Source organism: Pseudomonas sp. NY8896 (assembly GCF_039634505.1).
In genome coordinates, this window is record NZ_CP132350.1 from 6,422,186 (window position 1) to 6,443,806 (window position 21,621).

17 protein-coding genes and 1 pseudogene are annotated in these 21,621 nt (G+C 61.3%); 5 read left to right on the plus strand and 13 right to left on the minus strand.

Features of this window, described 5'->3' with window-relative positions:
* Positions 1–88 precede the first annotated feature (88 nt).
* From creC to Q9451_RS29095, 3 genes are all read right to left on the minus strand, one after another.
* Complete coding sequence (gene creC, locus Q9451_RS29085) at positions 89–1,525, minus strand: two-component system sensor histidine kinase CreC (RefSeq protein ID WP_012270131.1); 1,437 nt, start codon at positions 1,523–1,525, stop codon at positions 89–91.
* The gene (gene creB / locus Q9451_RS29090) at positions 1,525–2,205 is read right to left on the minus strand and encodes a two-component system response regulator CreB (protein ID WP_012270130.1); all 681 of its coding nucleotides are present in this window, start codon (positions 2,203–2,205) and stop codon (positions 1,525–1,527) included. The genes creC and creB overlap by 1 nt, the downstream gene beginning before the upstream one ends.
* Before the next feature lie 180 nt (positions 2,206–2,385).
* Positions 2,386–2,886, minus strand: a complete 501-nt coding sequence (locus tag Q9451_RS29095; protein WP_012270129.1) for an ATP-dependent zinc protease — start codon at positions 2,884–2,886, stop codon at positions 2,386–2,388.
* A gap of 182 nt (positions 2,887–3,068) precedes the next feature.
* Here Q9451_RS29095 and Q9451_RS29100 point away from each other — a divergent pair, with 182 nt between their 5' ends.
* Positions 3,069–3,956 carry an acyltransferase gene (locus Q9451_RS29100; protein WP_012270128.1) on the plus strand — a complete coding sequence of 296 codons (888 nt, stop codon included), beginning with the start codon at positions 3,069–3,071 and terminating at the stop codon, positions 3,954–3,956.
* Between the two features lie 244 nt (positions 3,957–4,200).
* Positions 4,201–5,550, plus strand: coding sequence for an APC family permease (locus Q9451_RS29105; protein ID WP_012270127.1), 1,350 nt, complete (start codon positions 4,201–4,203; stop codon positions 5,548–5,550).
* A 234-nt stretch (positions 5,551–5,784) separates the two neighbouring features.
* Here Q9451_RS29105 and Q9451_RS29110 read toward each other — a convergent pair whose 3' ends face one another.
* The gene (locus tag Q9451_RS29110; protein WP_012270126.1) at positions 5,785–6,366 is read right to left on the minus strand and encodes a DUF2780 domain-containing protein; all 582 of its coding nucleotides are present in this window, start codon (positions 6,364–6,366) and stop codon (positions 5,785–5,787) included.
* 200 nt (positions 6,367–6,566) lie between these two features.
* Between Q9451_RS29110 and Q9451_RS29115 the strand changes: the two genes are divergently transcribed.
* Complete coding sequence (locus tag Q9451_RS29115; RefSeq protein WP_012270125.1) at positions 6,567–7,517, plus strand: RHS repeat-associated core domain-containing protein; 951 nt, start codon at positions 6,567–6,569, stop codon at positions 7,515–7,517.
* A 156-nt stretch (positions 7,518–7,673) separates the two neighbouring features.
* Here Q9451_RS29115 and Q9451_RS29120 read toward each other — a convergent pair.
* Positions 7,674–7,932: pseudogene (locus Q9451_RS29120) on the minus strand (formaldehyde dehydrogenase, glutathione-independent); the annotation flags it as partial.
* A 97-nt stretch (positions 7,933–8,029) separates the two neighbouring features.
* Between Q9451_RS29120 and Q9451_RS29125 the strand changes: the two are divergent.
* Positions 8,030–8,974: an RHS repeat-associated core domain-containing protein gene (locus Q9451_RS29125; protein ID WP_012270124.1), complete on the plus strand. Its 945-nt coding sequence runs from the start codon at positions 8,030–8,032 to the stop codon at positions 8,972–8,974.
* Between the two features lie 42 nt (positions 8,975–9,016).
* On the opposite strand, the gene fdhA is transcribed toward Q9451_RS29125, so the two are convergent.
* The 7 genes from fdhA to Q9451_RS29160 all read right to left on the minus strand — a co-directional run bounded on the left by fdhA (position 9,017) and on the right by Q9451_RS29160 (position 18,048).
* The gene (fdhA, locus tag Q9451_RS29130; RefSeq protein WP_012270123.1) at positions 9,017–10,216 is read right to left on the minus strand and encodes a formaldehyde dehydrogenase, glutathione-independent; all 1,200 of its coding nucleotides are present in this window, start codon (positions 10,214–10,216) and stop codon (positions 9,017–9,019) included.
* 274 nt (positions 10,217–10,490) lie between these two features.
* On the minus strand, positions 10,491–11,348 hold the full coding sequence (purU, locus tag Q9451_RS29135; RefSeq protein ID WP_012270122.1) for a formyltetrahydrofolate deformylase: 858 nt from the start codon (positions 11,346–11,348) through the stop codon (positions 10,491–10,493).
* Between the two features lie 12 nt (positions 11,349–11,360).
* Complete coding sequence (soxG, locus tag Q9451_RS29140) at positions 11,361–11,993, minus strand: sarcosine oxidase subunit gamma family protein (protein WP_012270121.1); 633 nt, start codon at positions 11,991–11,993, stop codon at positions 11,361–11,363.
* 174 nt (positions 11,994–12,167) lie between these two features.
* Entirely contained in the window at positions 12,168–15,182 is a 3,015-nt protein-coding gene (locus tag Q9451_RS29145; RefSeq protein ID WP_012270120.1) for a sarcosine oxidase subunit alpha, read from the minus strand.
* Positions 15,179–15,514 (minus strand): sarcosine oxidase subunit delta, encoded by a 336-nt coding sequence (locus Q9451_RS29150; RefSeq protein WP_012270119.1) that lies wholly within the window; start codon positions 15,512–15,514, stop codon positions 15,179–15,181. Before Q9451_RS29150 ends, Q9451_RS29145 begins: the two co-directional genes overlap by 4 nt.
* 14 nt (positions 15,515–15,528) lie before the next feature.
* Positions 15,529–16,779, minus strand: coding sequence for a sarcosine oxidase subunit beta family protein (locus Q9451_RS29155; RefSeq protein ID WP_003255680.1), 1,251 nt, complete (start codon positions 16,777–16,779; stop codon positions 15,529–15,531).
* Positions 16,780–16,794: 15 nt separating this feature from the next.
* The gene (locus tag Q9451_RS29160) at positions 16,795–18,048 is read right to left on the minus strand and encodes a serine hydroxymethyltransferase (protein WP_003255681.1); all 1,254 of its coding nucleotides are present in this window, start codon (positions 18,046–18,048) and stop codon (positions 16,795–16,797) included.
* Between the two features lie 339 nt (positions 18,049–18,387).
* On the opposite strand from Q9451_RS29160, the gene Q9451_RS29165 reads away from it, so the two are divergent.
* Positions 18,388–19,428 carry a low specificity L-threonine aldolase gene (locus Q9451_RS29165; RefSeq protein WP_012270118.1) on the plus strand — a complete coding sequence of 347 codons (1,041 nt, stop codon included), beginning with the start codon at positions 18,388–18,390 and terminating at the stop codon, positions 19,426–19,428.
* Positions 19,429–19,481: 53 nt separating this feature from the next.
* Here Q9451_RS29165 and mcpH read toward each other — a convergent pair whose 3' ends face one another.
* A complete protein-coding gene (mcpH, locus tag Q9451_RS29170; RefSeq protein WP_012270117.1) occupies positions 19,482–21,419 on the minus strand; it encodes a methyl-accepting chemotaxis protein McpH in 1,938 nt (645 codons plus the stop codon).
* Between the last annotated feature and the right edge of the window lie 202 nt (positions 21,420–21,621).

Here is a 21,621-nt window from a genome sequence, read left to right on the forward strand (position 1 = left end):
TTTTGGGTCCGCGCATTATTCGAAGTTTGCGCGGTCCCTGTAGGAGCGGCCTTGCGTCGCGATGGGCTGCGCAGCAGCCCCGGCTATCTCAACTAATACGCCGCACCGGCAACCACAACCGCACCCGCACCCCGCCATCAACGTTATCCACCGCCAACGCTCCGCCATGCAGTTGCATCACCTCGGCCACAAAATTCAGCCCCAGCCCGGTGCTCTTGCGCCCGCTCCCCGGCCGCGGCAGCGAGTAGAACCGCTCGCTAACCCGCCCAATGGCATACGCCGGTATCGCGTGCCCCTGGTTGAACAGGCTCAATGCGACCCGCTCACCATCGCGCTCCAGGTCGAACAGCAGCGCGCCACCTTCGGGGGTGAAATCCAGCGCGTTGTCGAGCAGGTTGGCCAGCGCCTGGCGCATCAGGAACGGATCGCACAGCAAACGCAACCCGGCAGGCACACGCTGGCGCACGTGCAGGTTGGCACCTTCGATTCGCGCCGCATGGGCCAGCAGCAATTCATCGACCAGCGCCGCCAGCGCCACCTGCTGTTCATCTTCCAGCGCCTGCATCTGCTCGACCCTGGCCAGGTTGAGCAGACGCTCGATCATCTGCTGCAAACGCTCGCTTTCGCGCTCGATATTGCCGGCAAAGCGTGCCCGTTGCTCAGCAGGCATGTCGTCGCCCTGCAACAGCTCGGAAGCCCCCCGAATGGCCGCCAGCGGGCTTTTCAACTCGTGGGTCAGGGTGTGCACGTAGCGCTCGACATAGGCCTTGCCCTCCAGCTGGGTGCGCATGTGCTCCACGGCCTGTGCCAGGTGCGCCAGCTCGCCACCTTTGTAGTGCGGCAATGCGGCCCGTTCGCCCTCGCTGACCGCCTGGGCATAACGAGCCAGCCGCCGCAGCGAACGCGCCAGCCACCACGACAACGCAGCGCCGATCAGCAAGCCCAGGCCGATCAGCCCCAAGCCCAACGTAAGCAAGCGCCGCTCGGATCGGTCGATGTACGGTTGCAGCGAGCTATTGGGTTTGGCCACCGTGACAACGCCGATGATCCTGCCGTCGTCGATGATCGGTGCGCCAACGTGCATCACCGAGGTGCTTTCATCACTGGGGTCGCTGCGGGTGGAGCGGGCGCCGTACTGGCCACGCAAGGTCAGCAACACGTCATTCCACTGCGAGTAGTCCTTGCCCAATGCCTCACCGCTGGAGTCCAGCAACACGATGCCCTTGGCGTCAGTGACGTAGATGCGGTGGCTGACCTGGTTTTTGGCCAGGCCCCAAATCTGCGCACCCGGGCTGCGCGAGCCGTAGGCTTTGAGCACCTCGGGCAGACGCCCCTGGTTCAGGGTGCCGGCCTTGACGTCATCACGCAGGATCTCCGCCAGCAGGTTGGCGGTGTCTACCAGGGTTTCTTCGGAAGACTGACGCACGACCGGGCGTATCTGTTCGCGTACGGTGTTGAGCAAGAAATAGCCCGCCAACCCCACGAACAGGAAGTACACCAGGAAGATCCGGATGCCCAGGCGCATCAGGCATGTTCCGGGCTGTAGCTGTAGCCGAGGCCACGGTGGGTCTGGATTGGCTCGCCGCCACTGGCCACCTGGCGCAGCTTGGCGCGCAGGCTCTTGATATGGCTGTCGATGGTGCGCTCGTAGCCCACGTCGCTGGCCACGCCCAGGGCATCGAGCAGTTGTTCGCGGCTGAATACGCGCTGTGGTTGCTCCAACAGGCATTGCAGCAGTCGGAATTCGTGGCGCGTCAGTGTGAGGGGCTGGCTGCGGTAGGTGATCTGCATGCGCAGGGTGTCGAGCTGGAACAGCGCGGCAACGGTCGCGGGCTCGGCCCTGGGGGCCATGCGCTTGAGAATCGCCCGCACCCGTGCGGCCACTTCACGCGGGCTGAAGGGTTTGACCACATAGTCGTCGGCACCGATTTCCAGGCCTACCACCCGGTCGATCTCGCCGTCGCGGGCGCTGAGGAACATCACCGGCACCTCGGTGAAACGGCGCAACTGGCGGCAGGTTTCGAAGCCACTGATGTCGGGCAGGCCGATGTCGAGGATGATCAGGTCGGCCGGGCGCTGGCGTTGCTGGTCGAGGGCGGCACTACCGAGGGTCACCCATTCGGTGCTGTGGCCATCGGCCTGCAGGGCGTAGAGCAGGGTGTCGGCGATGGCGGCTTCGTCTTCGACAATGAGGATATGGGGCATAGTGCGCGGCCTGTGCAAATGTCGATGGCGACGCACTATTGTGTAGGAGCGGCCTTGTGTCGCGAAAGGGCCGCAGAGCGGCCCCGGCAATATCTGCATCAACGCTTGGATCGTGGGGCCGCTTTGCGGCCCTATCGCGACACAAGGCCGCTCCTACAAGGGGACCGGTCTGGCTTCAGGTCAGCAGTCAGGCTTGCCAGCGGTGAATTTCTTGGCCGGGTTGACTGCGGCCTTGAACTCGCGCAATGCCTTGGAACCCACCAGCAGCGGGTAGTTGAAGCTGCTGCGGTCCACCAGGTTCACTTCCACGGTGCGCTTCACATCACCCAGACACAGCTCCAGGTCGACCACCGGGCGCTTGGAGATTTCCGGCGCATCGCCCTCCTCCTCTTCATCGGCACGGCCCTTGATCTTGCTGATGCGCGAGACCTTGTGCTCGTACACCTTGCCGTCCGAGTCCTTGGTCGCCAGGCGGAAGCGCACCCACTCCTCGCCATCGCGGTTGAACAGTTCGATATCCTTGGCCGACAACGAGGCGGTGAACGCACCGGTGTCCATCTTGGCTTTCAGGGTTTCGCCAAGCTCAGGCAGGGCGATGTTCTCGTAACGGCCGTAGATCGTGGGCTCGGCAGCCATTACCGGCATGGCCAACAATGACAACAGAGCAAGCAGAGGTTTCACAGGCAGGCTTCCTTGAGAAGGGTCAGTGCTTAGACTGCAATGGCTGAATAGGTTCGCTGTGACAAGCCTAACCAACATAATGTGAAACATTTGTCCCTGCCGACGGGCATTGGACATTTGGCGTAGGCCATTGCGCTGCTTATCATTGCCAATCGTTCATCTCCCACAACAAGAGTTTCTTTATGCGTCGCCTGCTGACCGGCATTCTCACGACCACCCTGCTGCTGCTCAATACTGTGGTGTTGATCTGCCCGCTGCTGGTCTTCGCCCTGCTCAAACTGGTGTTGCCGGGCCGTGGGCGTGATTACGCATCATGGGCGGTGATGTGGGTGGCGGAAACCTGGTCGGAGATCGACAAGGCCATCTTCGCCCTGTGCATCCCGACCCGGTGGGACATTCGCGGCGTCGAGAACCTGCGCAAGGACACCTCGTACCTGGCCGTGAGCAACCACCAGACCTGGGTCGATATCCCCGCGCTGATCGAAAGCCTCAACCGCCGCACACCGTTCTTCAAATTCTTCCTGAAAAAAGAGCTGATCTGGGTGCCGCTGCTGGGTCTGGCCTGGTGGGGGCTGGATTACCCATTCATGAAGCGCTACAGCAAGGCGTTTCTGGAAAAGCACCCCGAGCTCAAGGGCAAGGACCTGGAGATCACCAAGGCGGCCTGTGAGCTGTTCAAGCGCCAGCCAGTGACGGTGGTGAACTATCTGGAAGGCACGCGCTTTACCGAAGCCAAACGCCAGGAACAGCAGTCGCCGTATCGTTACCTGCTCAAGCCCAAGGCCGGTGGCGTGGCGTTCGTGCTGGCGGCACTGGGCGAGCAACTGGATGCCTTGCTGGACGTGACCATCGTCTACCCCGGCAACAAGGCACCGGGGTTCTGGGCGTTGCTCAATGGCAGCATTAGCCGGGTGATTATCGACATTCAGGTGCGCGAACTGGACCCGGCATTGTGGGCGGGTGATTACGAGAATGACCCGGAGTTTCGGCAGACGGTACAGGCTTGGGTGAATCAGCTTTGGGTGGAGAAGGACCAGCGGATTGAGCAGCTGCGCCAGGAAATGCGTTGAGATTTTTGTTTTCTGGACCGGCCAATTCGCGGGTAAACCCGCTCCCACAGGTACTACATTGCCTTTGAAAACTGTGCCGTCCCTGTAGGAGCGGGTTTACCCGCGAATTGGCCGGAACAGGCAGTGCAAATATCCAATTAAAACCCTGGCTAATAATCAGCATTAGGATTACTTCTTTGTCACACCCTACCTAAGTGGATAAAAATCGATCAAAGCACAACTACAAAAAAGCTTGGATCGATCAATGGCCAACCCACCCAGCTCCGCCCCCGCCCAGCTTCGCCGTGTCCTCGGCCTGCCCGCCCTGGTATTTTTCGGCCTGGTCTACATGGTCCCACTGACCATCTTCACCACCTACGGCATCGTCACCGAACTCACGGGGGGCCGCACTGCCGGCGCCTACCTGGTCACCCTGGTGGCCATGCTGTTCACCGCGGCGTCCTACAGCTTCATGGTCAAGCGCTTCCCGGTCGCGGGCTCGGCGTACTCCTACACCAACATGGCGTTCGGGCCCAATATCGGCTTCCTCGCCGGTTGGTCGCTGCTGCTCGACTACCTGTTCCTGCCGATGATCAACTACTTGCTGATCGGGCTGTTCCTCAACATCGCCTTCCCCGCAGTGCCCACCTGGGCCTTCGTGCTCGCCTGCATTGCCCTAGTGACAGTGCTGAACGTGGTCGGCATCAACTCGGTGGCCAAGACCAGCAACCTGATCGTTGGCGCGCAGATCGTGTTCATCGGCGTGTTTGTCGCGCTGTCCTGCCAGACATTGGCTGGCCAGCCGCTCGACCTGCTGTCGCCGCTGCTGGGTGACGGCAGCAAACCGGGCTTCGGCCACCTGATGGCTGGCGCAGCGGTGTTGTGCTTGTCGTTTTTGGGCTTCGACGCCGTCTCGACCTTGGCCGAAGAATGCCGCGACGCCCGCCGCGACGTGCCACGGGCGATCATCCTCACCACCCTGTTTGCCGGTTTGCTGTTCACCGTGCTGGCCTATGTCAGCCAGCTGGTGTTGCCGGGTAGCAGCTTCGCCAATGCCGATGCGGCAGCCAACGAAGTGATGTTCAAGGCGGGCGGGCAGTTCCTCACCAACTTCTTCACCGCCGCGTATGTTGCGGGCAGCCTGGGTTCGGCGCTGGCTTCGCAGGCAGCGGTGTCGCGCATTCTGTTCACCATGGGCCGTGACAACGTGCTGCCACGGCGTAGCTTCGGTTACCTGTCGCCGCGCTTTGGCACGCCGGTGTTCGCCATTGCGTTGGTGTCGGCGTTCTCGCTGCTGGCGCTGGTGATCGACCTGTCCACCCTCGCCTCGCTGATCAGCTTTGGCGCACTGGTGGCGTTCTCGGCGGTGAACCTGGCGGTGGTGAAAACTCATCTGATGGACGACACCAGCCAGCGCAATGCCAAGAACCTGCTGCGCTACGGTGTGGTGCCATTGGTGGGGTTGGGGCTGACCTTGTGGCTGTGGACCAGCCTGTCGGCGCTGACGCTGGTGATTGGCCTGTGCTGGTTTGCGCTAGGCCTTGTGTACCTTGCCGTACTGACCGCAGGCTTCCGCCGCCCGGTGCACCTGGTGGATTTCACCGAAGCGGCCTGACCTGCCGAGACGACGCAAAACCGCTTTTTCTTGTAGGAGCGGCCTTGTGTCGCGAAAGGGCCGCGCAGCGGCCCCAGGGATTTCCGCTTCACCTCGAAGATTGCCGGGGCCGCTTTGCGGCCCTTTCGCAACACAAGGCCGCTCCCACAGGTACAGCGCCAGGCTTGAAGTCTGCGAAAAACCTGTGGGCGCTAACTTGCCGGCGATAGAGCCGCCGCTGGCAACCCAAAAACCTCAGACCGAAGGCTGGGTCAACGGCGCCGGGGTTGTCCATAGGCTACCCAGGTTCTGCAACAACGACCCAGCAATCCCCTGCTGCCCCAGGTACTGCAGAATCAACGGCGCAAACTGCCCGATCATCCCGGTATCCATCCCCAGCGCCTTGAACGCAGTGTCCAGGTCGCTGCGGTTTTCCACATTGTTGCCCAGCGCATTGCTCAATGCCGACTGGCTCTCGCTGTTCTTGCCCAGCAAATCGCCCAACCCACTCAACCCACCCAGCGCATTGGCGCCGGCCAGCAGGTCCAGCCCCGGCACGGCCTTGGTCAGTTGCCCATAGTCATCGCTGCTCAGATTGTTGCGCGCCAACCCCAGCATTGCACCCGCCCCACCTACGGCCTGTTCGGGGGTGATCTTCAATTCACTGCCCAGGGTGTTGAGCAAATTGGCCTGTGCCTCGGGCGCCTGCACTTGGGCTTGCTGGCTCTGCTTCTGGTTTTGCATGGCCGACACGGCGTTGGCGGCATCGCTGAGGTTGAAGGCGAACACCGGGCTTGCGGCCAGGGTCATCAGGGTTGCCAAGGTGAACGCTTTCATCGGGAGGGACCTCGTTGGCCATGGATGGGATGGGCTGGGAAACGGACTTTTGACCGCAACATTAGTGGTTTGTTCCTGGATCAAGATCGAGTACACGCTGGGCTATGAGTGACCTGTCATTTCTGCCAGTAGCCGTTGGCAGACGGCTCCTAAATAATAAAAATTCAAATCAGCCGTGCTTAGAATTTGAGGTAACGATCATGAAGAGAAAACCCTCTACCGCAGCGTTTTTCTATCGAAACCACAATACTGTAACCAAAGTTTCCAGCTCCAGCAGCACAACCATTTTTGGCACTGATTCACGGCCCCTCGGCCAAAAAACTTCTGAAACAAGCGAAGCAAAACTACTGCTTGTCGACGACAAGAACTCCATATACAGCGCGAGCGAAGTGAATAACATAGCCACTCAATACTCCCCATACGGCCATGCAACCAATCTGCCGTTCCTACTTGGTTACAATGGTGAGTTAGCGCAAAATCATGCTTCAATCTATATGCTCGGCAACGGATACCGAGCTTATATGCCTCAGTTAATGCGCTTCATTTCGCCAGACGGGAAAAGTCCGTTTGGTCGAGGCGGTGTGAATGCTTATGCCTACTGTTCAAACGACCCGATTAATTACACCGACCCGTCCGGCCAAGCGAGAAACCCACTGCGAACCCCTGTAGCACTCACGCTGACCAAGTCGAGACGTGTCGTGAACGGTAAGCTCTACAGAGTGGAAAATATTCAAGGTAATAAGAGATTCGTATCTGCCCCGGCCTTGAGCGAGTCAGAAAAAATTCACCTAAAAGGTTTCATAGACGAACAAACAGGTGAAATCGATCGGACTCGCGCAAGAATAAATCAAATAAAACACTCACATGGACGCCCGATACAAGAAGCTGAAAATCTTGAAGCCATCATAGATAAAGGCAACGCCTCGCTAAAAACATATACTGACGCGCTTAACTGGACCAAAGATCGCCGCGCTGTAAAAAACACAATAGCTGATATTGAATCTCGCATCTCCGAGGCGCGCGCAAAACTTACCGATATAACAACCAAGCACTCAGCCCACCTAGAAAAATATCGTACTTATAACGAACACCACAAACAGCTTACTAGCGACTTAGAAAATGCAAACGCAATACTGCGAGCGAGCTCGTAGTGTGGCAAAGCTCTTGCCGGTTGGGGGCCGAGGCTGGCATCTTCGCAAGCAAGCTCGCGCCTGCAAGAGCGGAATATGCCTGGAGGTTAGTTAAGGCATTGGATCTGTCATGAAAAGGGCCCCTCGATCTGAGGGGCTCTATTTACTCGACGGTTGTTACGCCGCACCCCACATCTTATGCGAATCAATCACAAACTTCTTCGGCACACCCGCATCAAACTCACCATACCCTTCCGGCGCCTGATCCAGGTTGATCACCTGCACGCCCACCACTTCAAGCAATATTGATCCGGCCCCACATGATCGCCTGCATCAGCTGGCAGTTGTACCTCATGGTCAGTGGCTGGCCAGTGTGGAAGCTGTGCGACTTCGCCCAACCCTGGCCAAAGCAGACGCTCAGCGCGCCGCATTCGGCCAACACCTGATATTTCTACCAGTATCAAAATCCCTGCGACTGTTCAGAATGGGCATCAAGCAGCCTCCATTTATCCAGCACGGCAGAGACTTGAATCATGAGCAAAGCGTCGAATTGTTCGCTTTTCTTCTACCAGGGCGACAAGCTGATCACCGTGAAACAAGTCGATAAGCATCGCGCCATCTTCCGCAATGCGGAACAACCGCTGGCTGAGCAGCAGACGAATGGAGACCGCAGCATTGCATTGCTGGCCACCAACGATAAGGGTTCGGTTCTCAGTGTTGAGAGCGAAGGTGATAAGGAGGACCACCCTTACTCAGCCTATGGGCACGACCCATCTCTGCCCTCGTTAAGGACTACGACTGGCTTCAATGGTGAGGTTTTCGACATTGGTTCGAACTGCTATCTGCTTGGGCTTGGATACCGCGCCTACTCACCACGTCTCGGACGCTTTGTTGCTGCAGATAACTGGAGCCCTTTTGGTCAGGGGGGCCTGAACGCTTACTGCTATTGTGAGGGCGACCCAGTAAACAGCAGCGACCAAAGCGGCCACATGCGTGTTTACCTAGCTAATGGTCAGATAATGAGGACTAGCAAGAATGCAGCGATTTCCGCTGGTTCCTGGTTGAAGCCGTTAGATTTCAACAGAACAGCTCATCGAAAGGCACTTATTGACACAAAATTGCAGATGCCTCGCAGGGTAAAAGCCGACAACTCGGTCACTGAAGGGCGTACCCACATCAGGGTGTTTGAGCTATTCCAAAACCCAGGCAGCAGTACTGAAGTAGCTCACGTCCGGGCAATGGATATGCAGACATTCAAGCGCAATCGCGCGGAGATTGGCGTGTTAACCAGACTGCATGACGAAGGCGACAGAGCCCCAGCCTTGAATTATCTGGCTAGGGCCGCAGCGCTCATGAACAAAAATGAGAAATTGTCCCAGATTGGCGAAGCGCTTTGGCGCAAAGGCATTACGCCAAATTGGCCGACTACCACACTACCTGCTGATGCCAGGCGCGAGATCAGAAAGTCGAACTCTTGATAGTGTAAAGATGCCCTCAAAAGAGGGCATCTTTATTTGGCCTTAAGCCGCACCCCACATCTTGTGCGGGTCAATTACAAACTTCTTCGGCACACCCGCATCAAACTCGCCATACCCTTCTGGCGCCTGATCCAGGTTGATCACCTGCACACCCACCACCTCAGCAATATTGATCCGATCCCACATGATCGCCTGCATCAGCTGGCGGTTGTACTTCATGGTCGGGGTCTGGCCGGTGTGGAAGCTGTGCGACTTCGCCCAGCCCAGGCCGAAGCGGATGCTCAGTGCGCCGATCTTGGCGGCGGCATCCACCGCACCCGGGTCTTCGGTCACGTACAGGCCTGGAATACCGATGCTGCCGGCAACGCGGGTCACCTGCATCAGCGAGTTCAGTACAGTGGCCGGGGCTTCATGCTTGGCACCTTCGTGACCATGGCCACGGGCTTCGAAGCCAACGGCGTCAACGGCGCAGTCCACTTCTGGCTCACCGAGGATGTCGACGATCTGCTCATGCAGCGGGGTGTCCTTGGACAGGTCGACCACCTCGAAGCCCTGGGACTTGGCGTGGGCCAGGCGGGCAGGGTTCAGGTCGCCCACGATCACGCAGGCAGCGCCCAGCAGGCGGGCCGAGGCAGCGGCGGCCAGGCCGACTGGCCCAGCGCCCGCGACGTAAACGGTGCTGCCTGGGCCTACGCCAGCAGTCACGGCACCGTGGTAGCCGGTTGGCAGGATGTCGGAGAGGCAAGTCAGGTCACGGATCTTTTCCATGGCCTTGTCGCGCTCTGGCAGTTTCAGCAGGTTGAAGTCGGCGTAAGGCACCAGCACGTATTCAGCCTGGCCGCCAGTCCAGTCGCCCATGTCGACATAGCCGTAGGCACCACCAGCACGGGCTGGGTTAACGGTGAGGCAAACACCGGTGTGCATCTCTTTGCACGAGCGGCAGCGGCCACAGGCGACGTTGAACGGTACCGATACCAGGTCACCGATCTGCATGCGCTCGACGTCGCTGCCCTTCTCGACGATTTCACCAGTGATTTCATGGCCCAGAACCAGGCCGACCTGGGCAGTGGTACGGCCACGGACCATGTGCTGGTCGGAGCCGCAGATGTTGGTGGAGACCACCTTGAGGATGACGCCGTGTTCGATCTTCTTGCCGCGCGGGTCCTGCATTTTCGGGTAGTCGATCTTCTGCACTTCGACCTTGCCGGCGCCGAGATATACCACTCCACGATTGCCAGACATGCTCTTACCTCGCTTGATTTTTATTTATGCAGCGGTGGTTGAACGCGCCGCCATCCATGGGCGGCATGTGTTTCTGGAATGCAGGGAATTGTGGGCCTGATGGGGCGAGATGCACTGACTGAAAACGACAGGGGGATGCCTTTTTACGGCAGACCAAAAGCTGGGGCCGCTTTGCGGCCCTATCGCGACACAAGGCCGCTCCTACAGGGGTACGCGATCGCCTGTAGGAGCGGCCTTGTGTCGCGATAGGGCTGCGCAGCAGCCCCAGAATTGTTCAGAGAACGACCGTCCGGTTGGCGTTGAGGAACACGCGCCGCTCGATGTGATACCCCACAGCCCGCGCCAAGGTCAGGCACTCGATGTCGCGCCCTTTGGCAATCAGGTCTTCCGGGTAATGGCTGTGGTCCACCACCTCCACGCCCTGGGCAATGATCGGCCCTTCGTCCAGGTCGTTATTGATGTAGTGCGCCGTGGCCCCAACCATCTTCACGCCCTTGTTGTACGCCTGGTGATAAGGTTTGGCACCCTTGAACCCAGGCAACAACGAATGGTGAATGTTGATCGCCCAGCCATCCAGGCGCCGGCACAGCTCGGGCGACAACACCTGCATGTAGCGGGCAAGGATGACCAGCTCGGCGCCGGTCTCCTCAATCACCTGCAGCACTTTGCGCTCTTGCCCAGGCTTGTCCTTGGGGTCGAGGGCAAAGTGGTAGTAGGGAATCTTGTGCCACTGGGCCAAAGGTTCGAGGTCGGGGTGGTTGGACACCACCGCGACCACGTCCATGCCCAGCTGGCCGATGCGCTGGCGATACAGCAAGTCGTTCAGGCAGTGGTCGGCCTTGGACACCATGATCACCACCTTGGGGCGGTGGTTCGGGGCGGTCAGCTCGAAAGCCATGCCGAACGCTTCGCTGCGCTCGGCGAGGCCGGCGCGAAAGCCGTCCTCGTCGAAGCCATCAGGGGCACGGAACTCCACGCGAATGAAGAACCGCCCAGACTGCCGGTCATCGAAGGAGTGGTGCTCCGTCACGTAGCAGCGCTGCTCGAAGAGGTAACGCGTCACCACGTCGACGGTGCCGAGCATGCTCGGGCAGTCGGCGGTGAGAATCCAGGTATCCGGTGCCCGACTCATGTTCTGCTCTCCTTAAGCCTCGATGCTCAGGCCGTACTCGGCCGAAGCGTCCTGCAGCCACAGCCACCAGTAGTCGGCGAAGCTGCGGCGAATCACCAGCTCCCAGGTGTCTTCGGCGGTGCGGCGGATCACCAGTTGCGATTTGGCGAACACGGTGCCGACAGCCTTGCCCACCGGGAAGTTGTTCGGGTGAACATCATAGCTGGTGGACTTCATCAGCACTTCGCGCACGTTCGGGCCGCGCAGCTCCAGCAGGCTTTGCCCGCCGCTGACGTTGACCACCTGGATATGCTGGCCGTCAAGGGCCGCGCGCAGCTTTTGCTCGACCGCCAGTTCCTGGCCGCCGGGCACGATCAGCAGCCACTCGTCAGGGCCGACCCATTGCAGCGACATGTCGTTGTTGGCGACCACGGTCAGCGCCACGGGCAGCTCCAGGCCCAGGGCCTTGTGCACGCCGGCGGCGAACTCCGGGTTGTGGCCATCACCACGTAGGGTGAGGTGGCCGAGGAACTTGCGTTCACGCAGGGTCACGCCTGCGTTCTTGCGGCCTTTGCCAACCAGGCTGGCCAGGTCGGCGTGGTGCAGTGGCGACTGGGCCTTGGCCTCGGCGCCGGGGTTTTGCTGGAAGACGTTGATAGCGCTCATTTCTTACCTGCCTTGAATTCTGTAGGTCGCATGCGGTGCCATGGCGGGTGGTGCATCCTGTGGGAGCGGGTTTACCCGCGAATGCGAGGGTGGATTCACCGCCCTCTTCGCGGGTGAACCCGCTCCCACAGGGCCCTCATTACCAGCCCGGCACCGTTTGCCATCCGGGGGCCTTTAGACGTTCTGCCGCTCACCCTTCGGATCGAAGAACACCGAAGACACGATCTCCGCCTCGATCACGCTGCCATCCGCCTGCGGCGAGTAGACTCGCTCGCCCATGCGCTTGAGGCCGCCTTTGACCACACCCATGGCAAACGAGTAGCCCAGGGAGTTGGAGGCATAGCTGGAGGTGACGTGGCCAACCATGTCCATCGGGATCGGCTGTTTCGGGTCGAATACCAACTGAGCGCCTTCCGGCAGCCACTTGGTCGGGTCGACCGGCTTCAGGCCTACCAGCTGCTTGCGGTTCTCACGCACGCAGTCTTCGCGGTTCATGCCACGCAGGCCGATCCACGAGAACGGTTTGTTGCGGCCAACGCACCAGCTCATGTTCAGGTCGTCCGGGTTCATCGAACCGTCGGTGTCCTGGCCAACGATGATGAAGCCCTTCTCGGCACGCAGTACGTGCATGGTCTCGGTGCCATACGGGGTCAGGTTGTACTTCTTGCCGGCCTCAATGATCTGTTCCAGCACGCCCATGGCGTAGTTGGCCTGCACGTTGACTTCGTACGACAGCTCGCCGGTGAACGAGATACGGAACACACGGGCCGGTACGCCGCCAACGTTGCCTTCCTTCCAGGTCATGAACGGGAAGGCTTCCTTGTCCATGTCGATGTCGGTCAGCTCGCTCAGCAGCTTGCGGCTGTTGGGGCCGGACAGGGTCATGGTGGCCCAGTGGTCGGTGACCGAGGTGAAGTACACCTTCAGCTCCGGCCATTCAGTCTGGTGGTACAGCTCCATCCACTGCAGCACGCGCGCGGCGCCGCCGGTGGTGGTGGTCATGATGAAGTGGTTGTCGCCGACGCAGGCGGTTACGCCGTCGTCGAAGACCATACCGTCTTCCTTGCACATCAGGCCGTAGCGGGCCTTGCCCACGTCGAGCTTGGTCCAGGTGTTGGTGTAGATACGGTTGAGGAACTCACGGGCGTCCGGGCCCTGGATGTCGATCTTGCCCAGGGTCGAGGCGTCCAGCAGGCCCACGCTGTCGCGTACGGCCTTGCATTCACGGGCCACGGCGGCATGGATGTCTTCGCCGGCTTTCGGGAAGTACCACGGGCGCTTCCACTGGCCGACGTCTTCGAACTCGGCGCCGTTCTTCACGTGCCAGGCATGCAAGGCAGTGAAGCGCACGGGCTCGAACAGGTGACCACAGTGACGGCCCGCTACCGCGCCGAAGGTGACCGGCGTGTAGTTGGGGCGGAACATGGTGGTGCCCATTTCCGGGATGGTGATGCCGATCGAACGGGCGGCGATGGCCAGGCCGTTGATGTTGCCCAGTTTGCCCTGGTCGGTACCGAAGCCCAGCGCGGTGTAGCGCTTGACGTGCTCGACCGACTCGAAGCCTTCACGGGTGGCCAGCTCGATACCCGCTGCAGTCACGTCATTCTGCTGGTCGACGAACTGCTTCGGCCCTTTGGTGCCTTTGTCGTGCGGCACCTGGAACAATGCCACGGTGGCCTCTTCCTTGCGCGCCACGGTTTTTGGCAGGGTGCCAACGGTTGCCTTGAAGCCCGCTTCGGTAGCTGCGCGCACACCGCCTTCGAAACCATCGGCAATCACATCGCCAAGGGCGTAGACACCGTTGATGCCCCCGACGCATTCGCGTTTCTGCGGTGCATCGCCCGGCACGAAGCCGAGAATGTCGTCACGCCATACCGGGCGACCGCCCAAGTGCGAGGCGAGGTGGACGATCGGGCTGTAACCGCCCGAGGACGCGATCAGGTCACACTCGAGGGTTTCGCCTGGGCTGGTGACTTTGTGCGCCTGCACATCGATGGCCGCCACGCGGGCGCCGGTGACGTGCTTGCTGCCTTTGGCCTCGACCACGGCGCTGGAAGTGAGGATGCGAATGCCTTTTGCACGGGCCTCTTCAACCAGCGAGCCACGTGGGTTGTGGCGGGCATCAGCGATGGCGACCACCTGCAGGCCGGCGTCGTGCCAGTCCAGCGCGGCGCGGTAGGCATGGTCGTTGTTGGTCGACAGCACCAGCTTGCGGCCAGGGGCCACACCGTAGCGGCGAATGTAGGTGGACACGGCACCGGCCAGCATGTTGCCCGGCACGTCGTTGTTGCCATACACCAACGGGCGCTCATGGGCGCCGGGCGCCAGTACCACACGCTTGGCACGCACACGGTGCACGCGGTGGCGAACCTGGCCGATCGGGGCGCGGTCGCCGAGGTGGTCGGTGAGGCGCTCATGAATGGTCAGGAAGTTATGGTCGTGGTAGCCGTTGACCGTGGCACGTGGCAGCAGGGTTACTTCCGGCAGGCCTTCCAACTCTTTGACCACGGCGTTGACCCAGTCGGCGGCAGGCTTGCCGTCAAGGGTTTCGCGGGTGTCGAGCAGGCTACCGCCGAACTCTTCCTGCTCGTCGGCCAGGATCACGCGGGCACCGCTGCGCGCAGCGGCCAGTGCGGCAGCCAGGCCTGCAGGGCCGGCGCCGACGATCAGCACGTCGCAGTGCTGGTTCATGTAGTCGTAGCTGTCCGGGTCGTTCTGCAGCGGCGCACGGCCAAGGCCTGCTGCCTTACGGATGTACTTCTCGTACGTCATCCAGAACGATTTCGGGTACATGAAGGTTTTGTAGTAGAAGCCCGGCGGCATCATGCTGCCGCCTACCTTGCCGAGGATGCCCATGACGTCGTTGTTGACGTTCGGCCAGCCGTTGGTGCTGGTAGCGACCAGGCCTGCGTACAGCGCCTGCTGGGTGGCACGCACGTTAGGGATCTGGGTGGCTTCGCTGGAGCCGATCTGCAGGATGGCGTTCGGCTCTTCGGTGCCGGCGGCGATGATGCCGCGTGGGCGCGAGTACTTGAAGCTGCGGCCAACGATGTCGACACCGTTGGCCAGCAACGCGGCGGCCAGGCTGTCGCCGGCATAACCCTGGTAGGTCTTGCCGTTGAAGGTGAAGTTCAGGACCTTGCTGCGGTCGATACGGCCGCCGCTGGCGAGGCGATAGGTCTGGCTCATACTTTTTCCCCTTGGCCTTTGACGGTCGACGGTGCGTTCGCCGCTTTACCATTGGCGGTCACTTGCGGCTTCTCGCCAATCTTGTAGGTTTCCAGAATTTCGTAGGTCACGGTGTCGCGAGTGACGTTGAAGTACTGGCGGCAGCCGGCAACGTGGTCCCACAGTTCATGGTGAATACCGCGCGGGTTGTCACGGTAGAACATGTAGGTACCCCACTCCTCGTCGGAGCAGGCGTTAGGGTCCAGCGGGCGGGCGATGTGCGCCTGGCCAGAGGCGTGGAACTCTTCTTCGGAGCGCAGCTCGCCGCAGTGGGGACAGAAAATATGCAACATGACGGTGTCTCCGGTTAGTGGGCGACGGCGGCGGCGCCGTGTTCGTCGATCAGTGCGCCGTTGTAGAAACGGTCCATGGAGAACGGCGCGGCCAATGGGTGCATTTCGCCCTTGGCCAGGCTCGCGGCGAAGACGTTGCCCGAACCCGGGGTCGCCTTGAAGCCGCCAGTGCCCCAACCGCAGTTGAAGAACATGTTCTTGACCGGGGTCTTGGTGATGATCGGGCAGGCGTCCGGCGAGGTGTCGACGATGCCGCCCCACTGGCGGTTCATGCGCACGCGCGAGAGGTTGGGGAACATTTCGACGATGGCCTGCAGGGTGTGCTCGATCACCGGGTACGAACCGCGCTGGCCGTAGCCGACCCAGCCGTCGATACCGGCACCGATCACCAGGTCGCCCTTGTCGGACTGGCTGATGTAGCCGTGTACGGCGTTGGACATGATCACGCTGTCGATGATCGGCTTGATCGGCTCGGATACCAGCGCTTGCAGCGGGTGCGATTCCAGCGGCAGGCGGAAGCCGGCCAGCTTGGCCATGTGCCCGGAGTTACCAGCGGTGACTACGCCGACGCGCTTGGCGCCGATGAAGCCTTTGTTGGTTTCCACGCCGATGACCGCGCCGTTTTCCTTGCGGAAGCCGATCACTTCGGTTTGCTGGATCAGGTCAACGCCCAGGGCGTCGGCAGCACGGGCGAAGCCCCAGGCCACGGCATCGTGACGGGCCACGCCGCCACGGCGCTGCACGGTTGCGCCAAGGATCGGGTAACGGGTGTTCTTCGAGCAGTCCAGGTACGGGATTTCGGCCGCGACCTGGGCGGTGTTCAGCAGCTCGCCATCCACGCCGTTCAGGCGGTTGGCGCTGACACGGCGCTCGGAGTCACGCATGTCCTGCAAGGTGTGGCACAGGTTGTAGACGCCGCGCTGGGAGAACATCACGTTGTAGTTGAGGTCCTGGGACAGGCCTTCCCACAGCTTCATGGCGTGCTCGTACAGGTGGGCCGACTCGTCCCACAGGTAGTTGGAACGCACGATGGTGGTGTTACGGGCGGTGTTGCCGCCGCCCAGGTAACCCTTCTCGATCACGGCGACGTTGGTGATGCCGTGCTCTTTGGCCAGGTAGTAGGCCGTGGCCAAGCCATGGCCGCCACCGCCGACGATGACCACGTCGTACACCTTTTTAGGGGTTGGCGTGCGCCACATGCGCTGCCAGTTCTCGTGGTGGCTGAGGGAGTGCTTGAAAAGGCCGAAGCCCGAGTAACGTTGCATGGTGTGTGACTCCACTCAGCGGTAAACAGGGAAATCTGCGCACAGCGCCGCGACGTTCTTCGCCACATCGGCTTCGACGTCTGCGTCACCGAGGTTGTCGAGGATGTCGCAGATCCAGCCGGCCAGGGCCACGCACTGGGCGACCTTGAAGCCACGGGTGGTGACGGCCGGGGTGCCGATGCGCAGGCCCGAGGTGACGAACGGCGACTGCGGGTCGTTCGGCACGGCGTTCTTGTTGACGGTGATGTGCGCGCGGCCCAGGGCGGCGTCGGCATCTTTACCGGTAAGGCCCTGACGGATCAGGCTGACCAGGAACAGGTGGTTGTCGGTGCCACCAGACACCACGTCGTAGCCACGGTCGATGAACACCTGGGCCATGGCCTGGGCGTTTTCGATCACTTGCTGCTGGTAGGCCTTGAAGCCTGGCTCCAGCGCTTCCTTGAAGCACACGGCCTTGGCGGCGATGACGTGCATCAACGGGCCGCCCTGGGCGCCTGGGAATACAGCGGCGTTGAGCTTCTTCTCGATCTCTTCGTTGGACTTCGCCAGGATCAGGCCACCACGCGGGCCACGTAGGGTCTTGTGGGTGGTGGTGGTGACCACGTCGGCGAACGGGATCGGGTTCGGGTACAGGCCAGCGGCAACCAGGCCGGCAACGTGGGCCATGTCGACGAACAGCAGCGCACCGACCTTGTCGGCGATGGCGCGGAAGCGAGGGAAGTCGAGGGTCTTGGAGTAAGCCGAGAAACCGGCAACGATCATTTTCGGCTTGTGCTCGACCGCCAGGCGCTCGACTTCGTCGTAGTCGATCAGGCCGGTGTTGGTGTCGATGCCGTATTGCACAGCGTTGTACAGCTTGCCCGAGGACGACACTTTGGCGCCGTGGGTCAGGTGGCCGCCGTGGGCCAGGCTCATGCCGAGGATGGTGTCACCGGCCTGCAGCAGGGCCAGGTAGACCGCGCCGTTGGCCGACGAGCCGGAGTGCGGCTGGACGTTGGCGTAGTCGGCACCGAACAGCTGCTTGGCGCGCTCGATGGCCAGGGCTTCTACCTTGTCCACGTGCTCGCAGCCACCGTAGTAGCGCTTGCCCGGGTAGCCTTCGGCGTATTTGTTGGTGAGGCCGCTGCCTTGGGCCTGCATGACGCGCTTGCTGGTGTAGTTCTCCGAGGCGATCAGCTCGATGTGATCTTCCTGGCGCTGTTCTTCGGCATTCATCGCCGCCAGCAGTGCGTCGTCGTAACCCTGGATCTGGTCTTGCTTGCTGAACATCGTGTATCTCCCGGCAGCGATCGTTTTTTGTCGTAAGGCACTGTGGCCCTTTGTGGCGATGGTATGACTGGCGGGGTCGGGTCAGATGCCTGCGCACGCCTTGCAATGGCGCGTTTACGACATTCGTTGTTGTGCCGTTTGTGCCGGCCCTTTCGCGGGTGAACCCGCTCCCACAGGTACGGTGGTGCTCTGAAGGCTTGTGGTATCCCTGTGGGAGCGGGTTTACCCGCGAAGAGGCCAGCACAGATAACCCAGAAATCCGCCAATGCACAGCTTGTATAGGCAACCGCTGAATCGATGGTTTAGAGTGCTGTTCTGCGTCGTTCACAGGACCGTGTCATGACAGATAAGAGCCAACAATTCGCCAGCGACAACTATTCCGGTATCTGCCCCGAAGCCTGGGCAGCGATGGAGAAGGCCAACCACGGCCACGACCGCGCCTATGGCGACGATCAGTGGACCGAGCGCGCCTCGGAATACTTCCGCAACCTGTTCGAAACCGACTGCGAGGTGTTCTTCGCCTTCAACGGAACTGCCGCCAACTCCCTGGCCCTGGCCTCGCTGTGCCAGAGCTACCACAGCGTGATCTGCTCCGAGACCGCCCACGTCGAAACCGATGAATGCGGCGCGCCGGAGTTCTTCTCCAACGGCTCCAAACTGCTGACGGCGGCCAGCGTCAACGGCAAGCTGACGCCGCAGTCGATCCGCGAAGTGGCGCTCAAGCGCCAAGACATCCACTACCCCAAGCCCCGCGTGGTGACCATTACCCAGGCCACTGAAGTGGGCACGGTGTACCGCCCCGACGAGCTGAAGGCGATCAGCGCCACCTGCAAGGAGCTGGGCCTGAACCTGCACATGGACGGCGCGCGCTTTACCAATGCCTGCGCGTTCCTGGGCTGCAGCCCGGCCGAGCTGACCTGGAAGGCCGGCGTCGATGTGCTGTGCTTTGGCGGCACCAAGAACGGCATGGCGGTGGGTGAGGCGATCCTGTTCTTCAACCGCCAGCTGGCCGAAGACTTCGACTACCGCTGCAAGCAAGCCGGGCAACTGGCGTCGAAAATGCGCTTTTTGTCGGCGCCCTGGGTGGGCCTGCTGGAAGATGGCGCCTGGTTGCGCCATGGCAACCACGCCAACCATTGCGCGCAGCTGCTGGCCTCGCTGGTGAGTGACTTGCCAGCGGTGGAGCTGATGTTCCCGGTGGAGGCCAACGGGGTGTTCCTGCAGATGCCGGAGCATGCGATCGAAGCGCTGCGGGGCAAGGGGTGGCGGTTCTATACCTTCATTGGTAGCGGCGGGGCGCGCTTCATGTGTTCGTGGGATACCGAGGAAGCGCGCGTGCGCGAGCTTGCGGCGGATATCCGTAGCATCATTACCGCCTGAAAGCATGCTGGGAGGGCTTTGCCCTCCAAGGGCCGCAAAGCGGCCCCAGCAATTTAAAGCCTGAACCCACCCATCTGCCGCGCCAGATCATCAGCCAACCCACGCAACGCCTGGCACTCCTCGCGACACCCTTGCACCTCCGCCGCCGTTTCCCGCGCCAGGTCGGAAATCCCCTGCACCGTCCGGTTGATTTCCTCGGTCACCGCCGACTGTTCTTCCGTCGCCGTGGCCACCTGATGGTTCATATCACTGATGTGCTCCACCTGGTCGGTAATCGCGCCCAGCGACGCCCCGGTGCGCTGGCTCGACTCCACACCACTGCCAGTCGCCTGCTGCCCCGCCTGCATCGAACTCACCGCCGACCCCGCGCCCTGCTTCAGGCGCTGGATCATCTGCTGCACTTCGTCGGTGGACAGCTGTGTGCGCCGGGCCAGCGTGCGCACCTCATCGGCCACCACGGCAAAACCGCGCCCCATTTCCCCTGCCCGCGCAGCCTCGATAGCCGCGTTAAGTGCCAGCAAATTGGTCTGCTCGGAAATACTACGGATAACCGCCAGAACTTCATCGATCGAGGCGACTTCGTCGGCCAACTGAGTGACTGCATCGGCAGCCTTGCCGATGTCGCCCGACATGCCCTCGATCCCCCGAATCGAGCGTTGCACCACCTCGCGCGCCTGCAACGCCTCGTCCCGCGCCGACTGCGAGGCTTGCGCCGCATCGCCGGCATTGCGGGCGATGTCCTGCACGGTCAGGCCCATCTCATGCACGGCAGTAGCGACCATTTCGGTCATCTCTTGCTGCCGCCCCGAGCGCTCGGCCGTGTTGTCCACCACCTGAGTTACCTGCTCTACGGCCCGGTGCAGCCGCTCGGAGGTGCTCAACACCTCACCGATAAGGCTGCGCTGGCTGTCGAGAAAGCGGTTGAACCCCCGGGCCAGGTCGCCCAACTCATCCTGGCGCGAATCATCCAGGCGGTGGCTGAGGTCTCCTGCGCCGCTGCCAATCTGCACCAACGCGCCGGTGACGCGGCGGATCGGCCGTACCAGGCCACGCGCCAACAGCACCACCAGCAGCAGTGACAGCAGGGCCACGGCGCCACCGATCAGGCTGGTCAACCAGACGGCCTGATGCATTTGTGCATAGATTTCCGACTCTGGCACTTCGGCCACCAGGGTCCAGTTAAGGTCGCGCAGTGGCAAACCAAGCGCCAGGTAGCTTTCGCCGTCACGGCTGAAGCGGCGGCTGCGCAGCCCCTCGCCTCCGGTCATGACACCCTTGGCTGCGTCCGCCCCAAGCTGCTCGGTGAGCTGGCGTTTACCACTGAAGGCTGCGTCTGGATGCACCTGGATCAGGCCATCGTTGCGCACCAGAAACACTTTGCCGTGTTCGCCGAAGCTGAAATCGTGGATCAGCTTCGACAGCTCGGTCATGCGCAGGCCCATGCCGGCCACGCCGACCAGCTGGCCATTTTTTTCCACGCGGTAATCGATGAACAGCGCCAGCTCGCCGGTGGCACCATCGATGTCGATGTTGATCAACCGCTCGGCGCCGCTATCGATGTAGCCGTAGAACCACTTGTCCTTGGGGTTGCTGCGGCTGAGGGTGCGGTCCAGGCCGTTCTCGTTGTAGTAGTGGCCGGTTTCAGTCGCCGCGAACAGGGCAGTGAAGGCCTGGTTGCGCTGCTTGGCGGCGGTCAGGTATTCGGTGAATTGCGCTGCCTGGGCGGGCTCTTCACCAGCCGCCAGCCAGTCACGCAGCAAGGTGTTGCCGGCGATGTCTGCCGCTGCCACCAAAGGCTGGCCGAGCATGCGTTCGATGTCGTTGCGGATGGCTTCGATACTGGCTGGCAAGGCAGTGTCGACCAGGTAGCGCTCGGTGAGGCGGTTGAGCGCCACGGTGAAGATGACGACCACGACCAGGATGCTCGCCAGCAAGGCGGCGCCCATGCTGGTGATCAATTGCCACTGGATGCTCTTACGCCAGATACGCATGCCCTACTCCCCGCACATTATTGTTTTGCGGAAAGTGTATACACTTGAGTATCCAGTTAATCCAGTGACCTGGAACAATGAGTTGGGCCTTTGGGGCTGCTGTGCAGCCCATCGCGACACAAGGCCGCTCCTACAGGGAAACATATAAACGTTGTAGGAGCGGCCTTGTGTCGCGAAAGGGGCGCGAAGCGCCCCAGCTATC

What these genes read in the sequence shown, in the direction of transcription:
- Q9451_RS29100 (WP_012270128.1), top strand. Translation starts at nt 3,069, where the DNA reads ATGCGTCGCCTGCTGACCGGCATTCTCACGACCACCCTGCTGCTGCTC.
- creB (WP_012270130.1), bottom strand. Translation starts at nt 2,205, where the DNA reads ATGCCCCATATCCTCATTGTCGAAGACGAAGCCGCCATCGCCGACACC.
- fdhA (WP_012270123.1), bottom strand. Translation starts at nt 10,216, where the DNA reads ATGTCTGGCAATCGTGGAGTGGTATATCTCGGCGCCGGCAAGGTCGAA.
- Q9451_RS29110 (WP_012270126.1), bottom strand. Translation starts at nt 6,366, where the DNA reads ATGAAAGCGTTCACCTTGGCAACCCTGATGACCCTGGCCGCAAGCCCG.
- Q9451_RS29125 (WP_012270124.1), top strand. Translation starts at nt 8,030, where the DNA reads ATGAGCAAAGCGTCGAATTGTTCGCTTTTCTTCTACCAGGGCGACAAG.
- Q9451_RS29160 (WP_003255681.1), bottom strand. Translation starts at nt 18,048, where the DNA reads ATGTTCAGCAAGCAAGACCAGATCCAGGGTTACGACGACGCACTGCTG.
- Q9451_RS29115 (WP_012270125.1), top strand. Translation starts at nt 6,567, where the DNA reads ATGAAGAGAAAACCCTCTACCGCAGCGTTTTTCTATCGAAACCACAAT.
- Q9451_RS29155 (WP_003255680.1), bottom strand. Translation starts at nt 16,779, where the DNA reads ATGCAACGTTACTCGGGCTTCGGCCTTTTCAAGCACTCCCTCAGCCAC.
- Q9451_RS29150 (WP_012270119.1), bottom strand. Translation starts at nt 15,514, where the DNA reads ATGTTGCATATTTTCTGTCCCCACTGCGGCGAGCTGCGCTCCGAAGAA.
- creC (WP_012270131.1), bottom strand. Translation starts at nt 1,525, where the DNA reads ATGCGCCTGGGCATCCGGATCTTCCTGGTGTACTTCCTGTTCGTGGGG.
- purU (WP_012270122.1), bottom strand. Translation starts at nt 11,348, where the DNA reads ATGAGTCGGGCACCGGATACCTGGATTCTCACCGCCGACTGCCCGAGC.
- Q9451_RS29145 (WP_012270120.1), bottom strand. Translation starts at nt 15,182, where the DNA reads ATGAGCCAGACCTATCGCCTCGCCAGCGGCGGCCGTATCGACCGCAGC.
- Q9451_RS29165 (WP_012270118.1), top strand. Translation starts at nt 18,388, where the DNA reads ATGACAGATAAGAGCCAACAATTCGCCAGCGACAACTATTCCGGTATC.
- Q9451_RS29105 (WP_012270127.1), top strand. Translation starts at nt 4,201, where the DNA reads ATGGCCAACCCACCCAGCTCCGCCCCCGCCCAGCTTCGCCGTGTCCTC.
- mcpH (WP_012270117.1), bottom strand. Translation starts at nt 21,419, where the DNA reads ATGCGTATCTGGCGTAAGAGCATCCAGTGGCAATTGATCACCAGCATG.
- soxG (WP_012270121.1), bottom strand. Translation starts at nt 11,993, where the DNA reads ATGAGCGCTATCAACGTCTTCCAGCAAAACCCCGGCGCCGAGGCCAAG.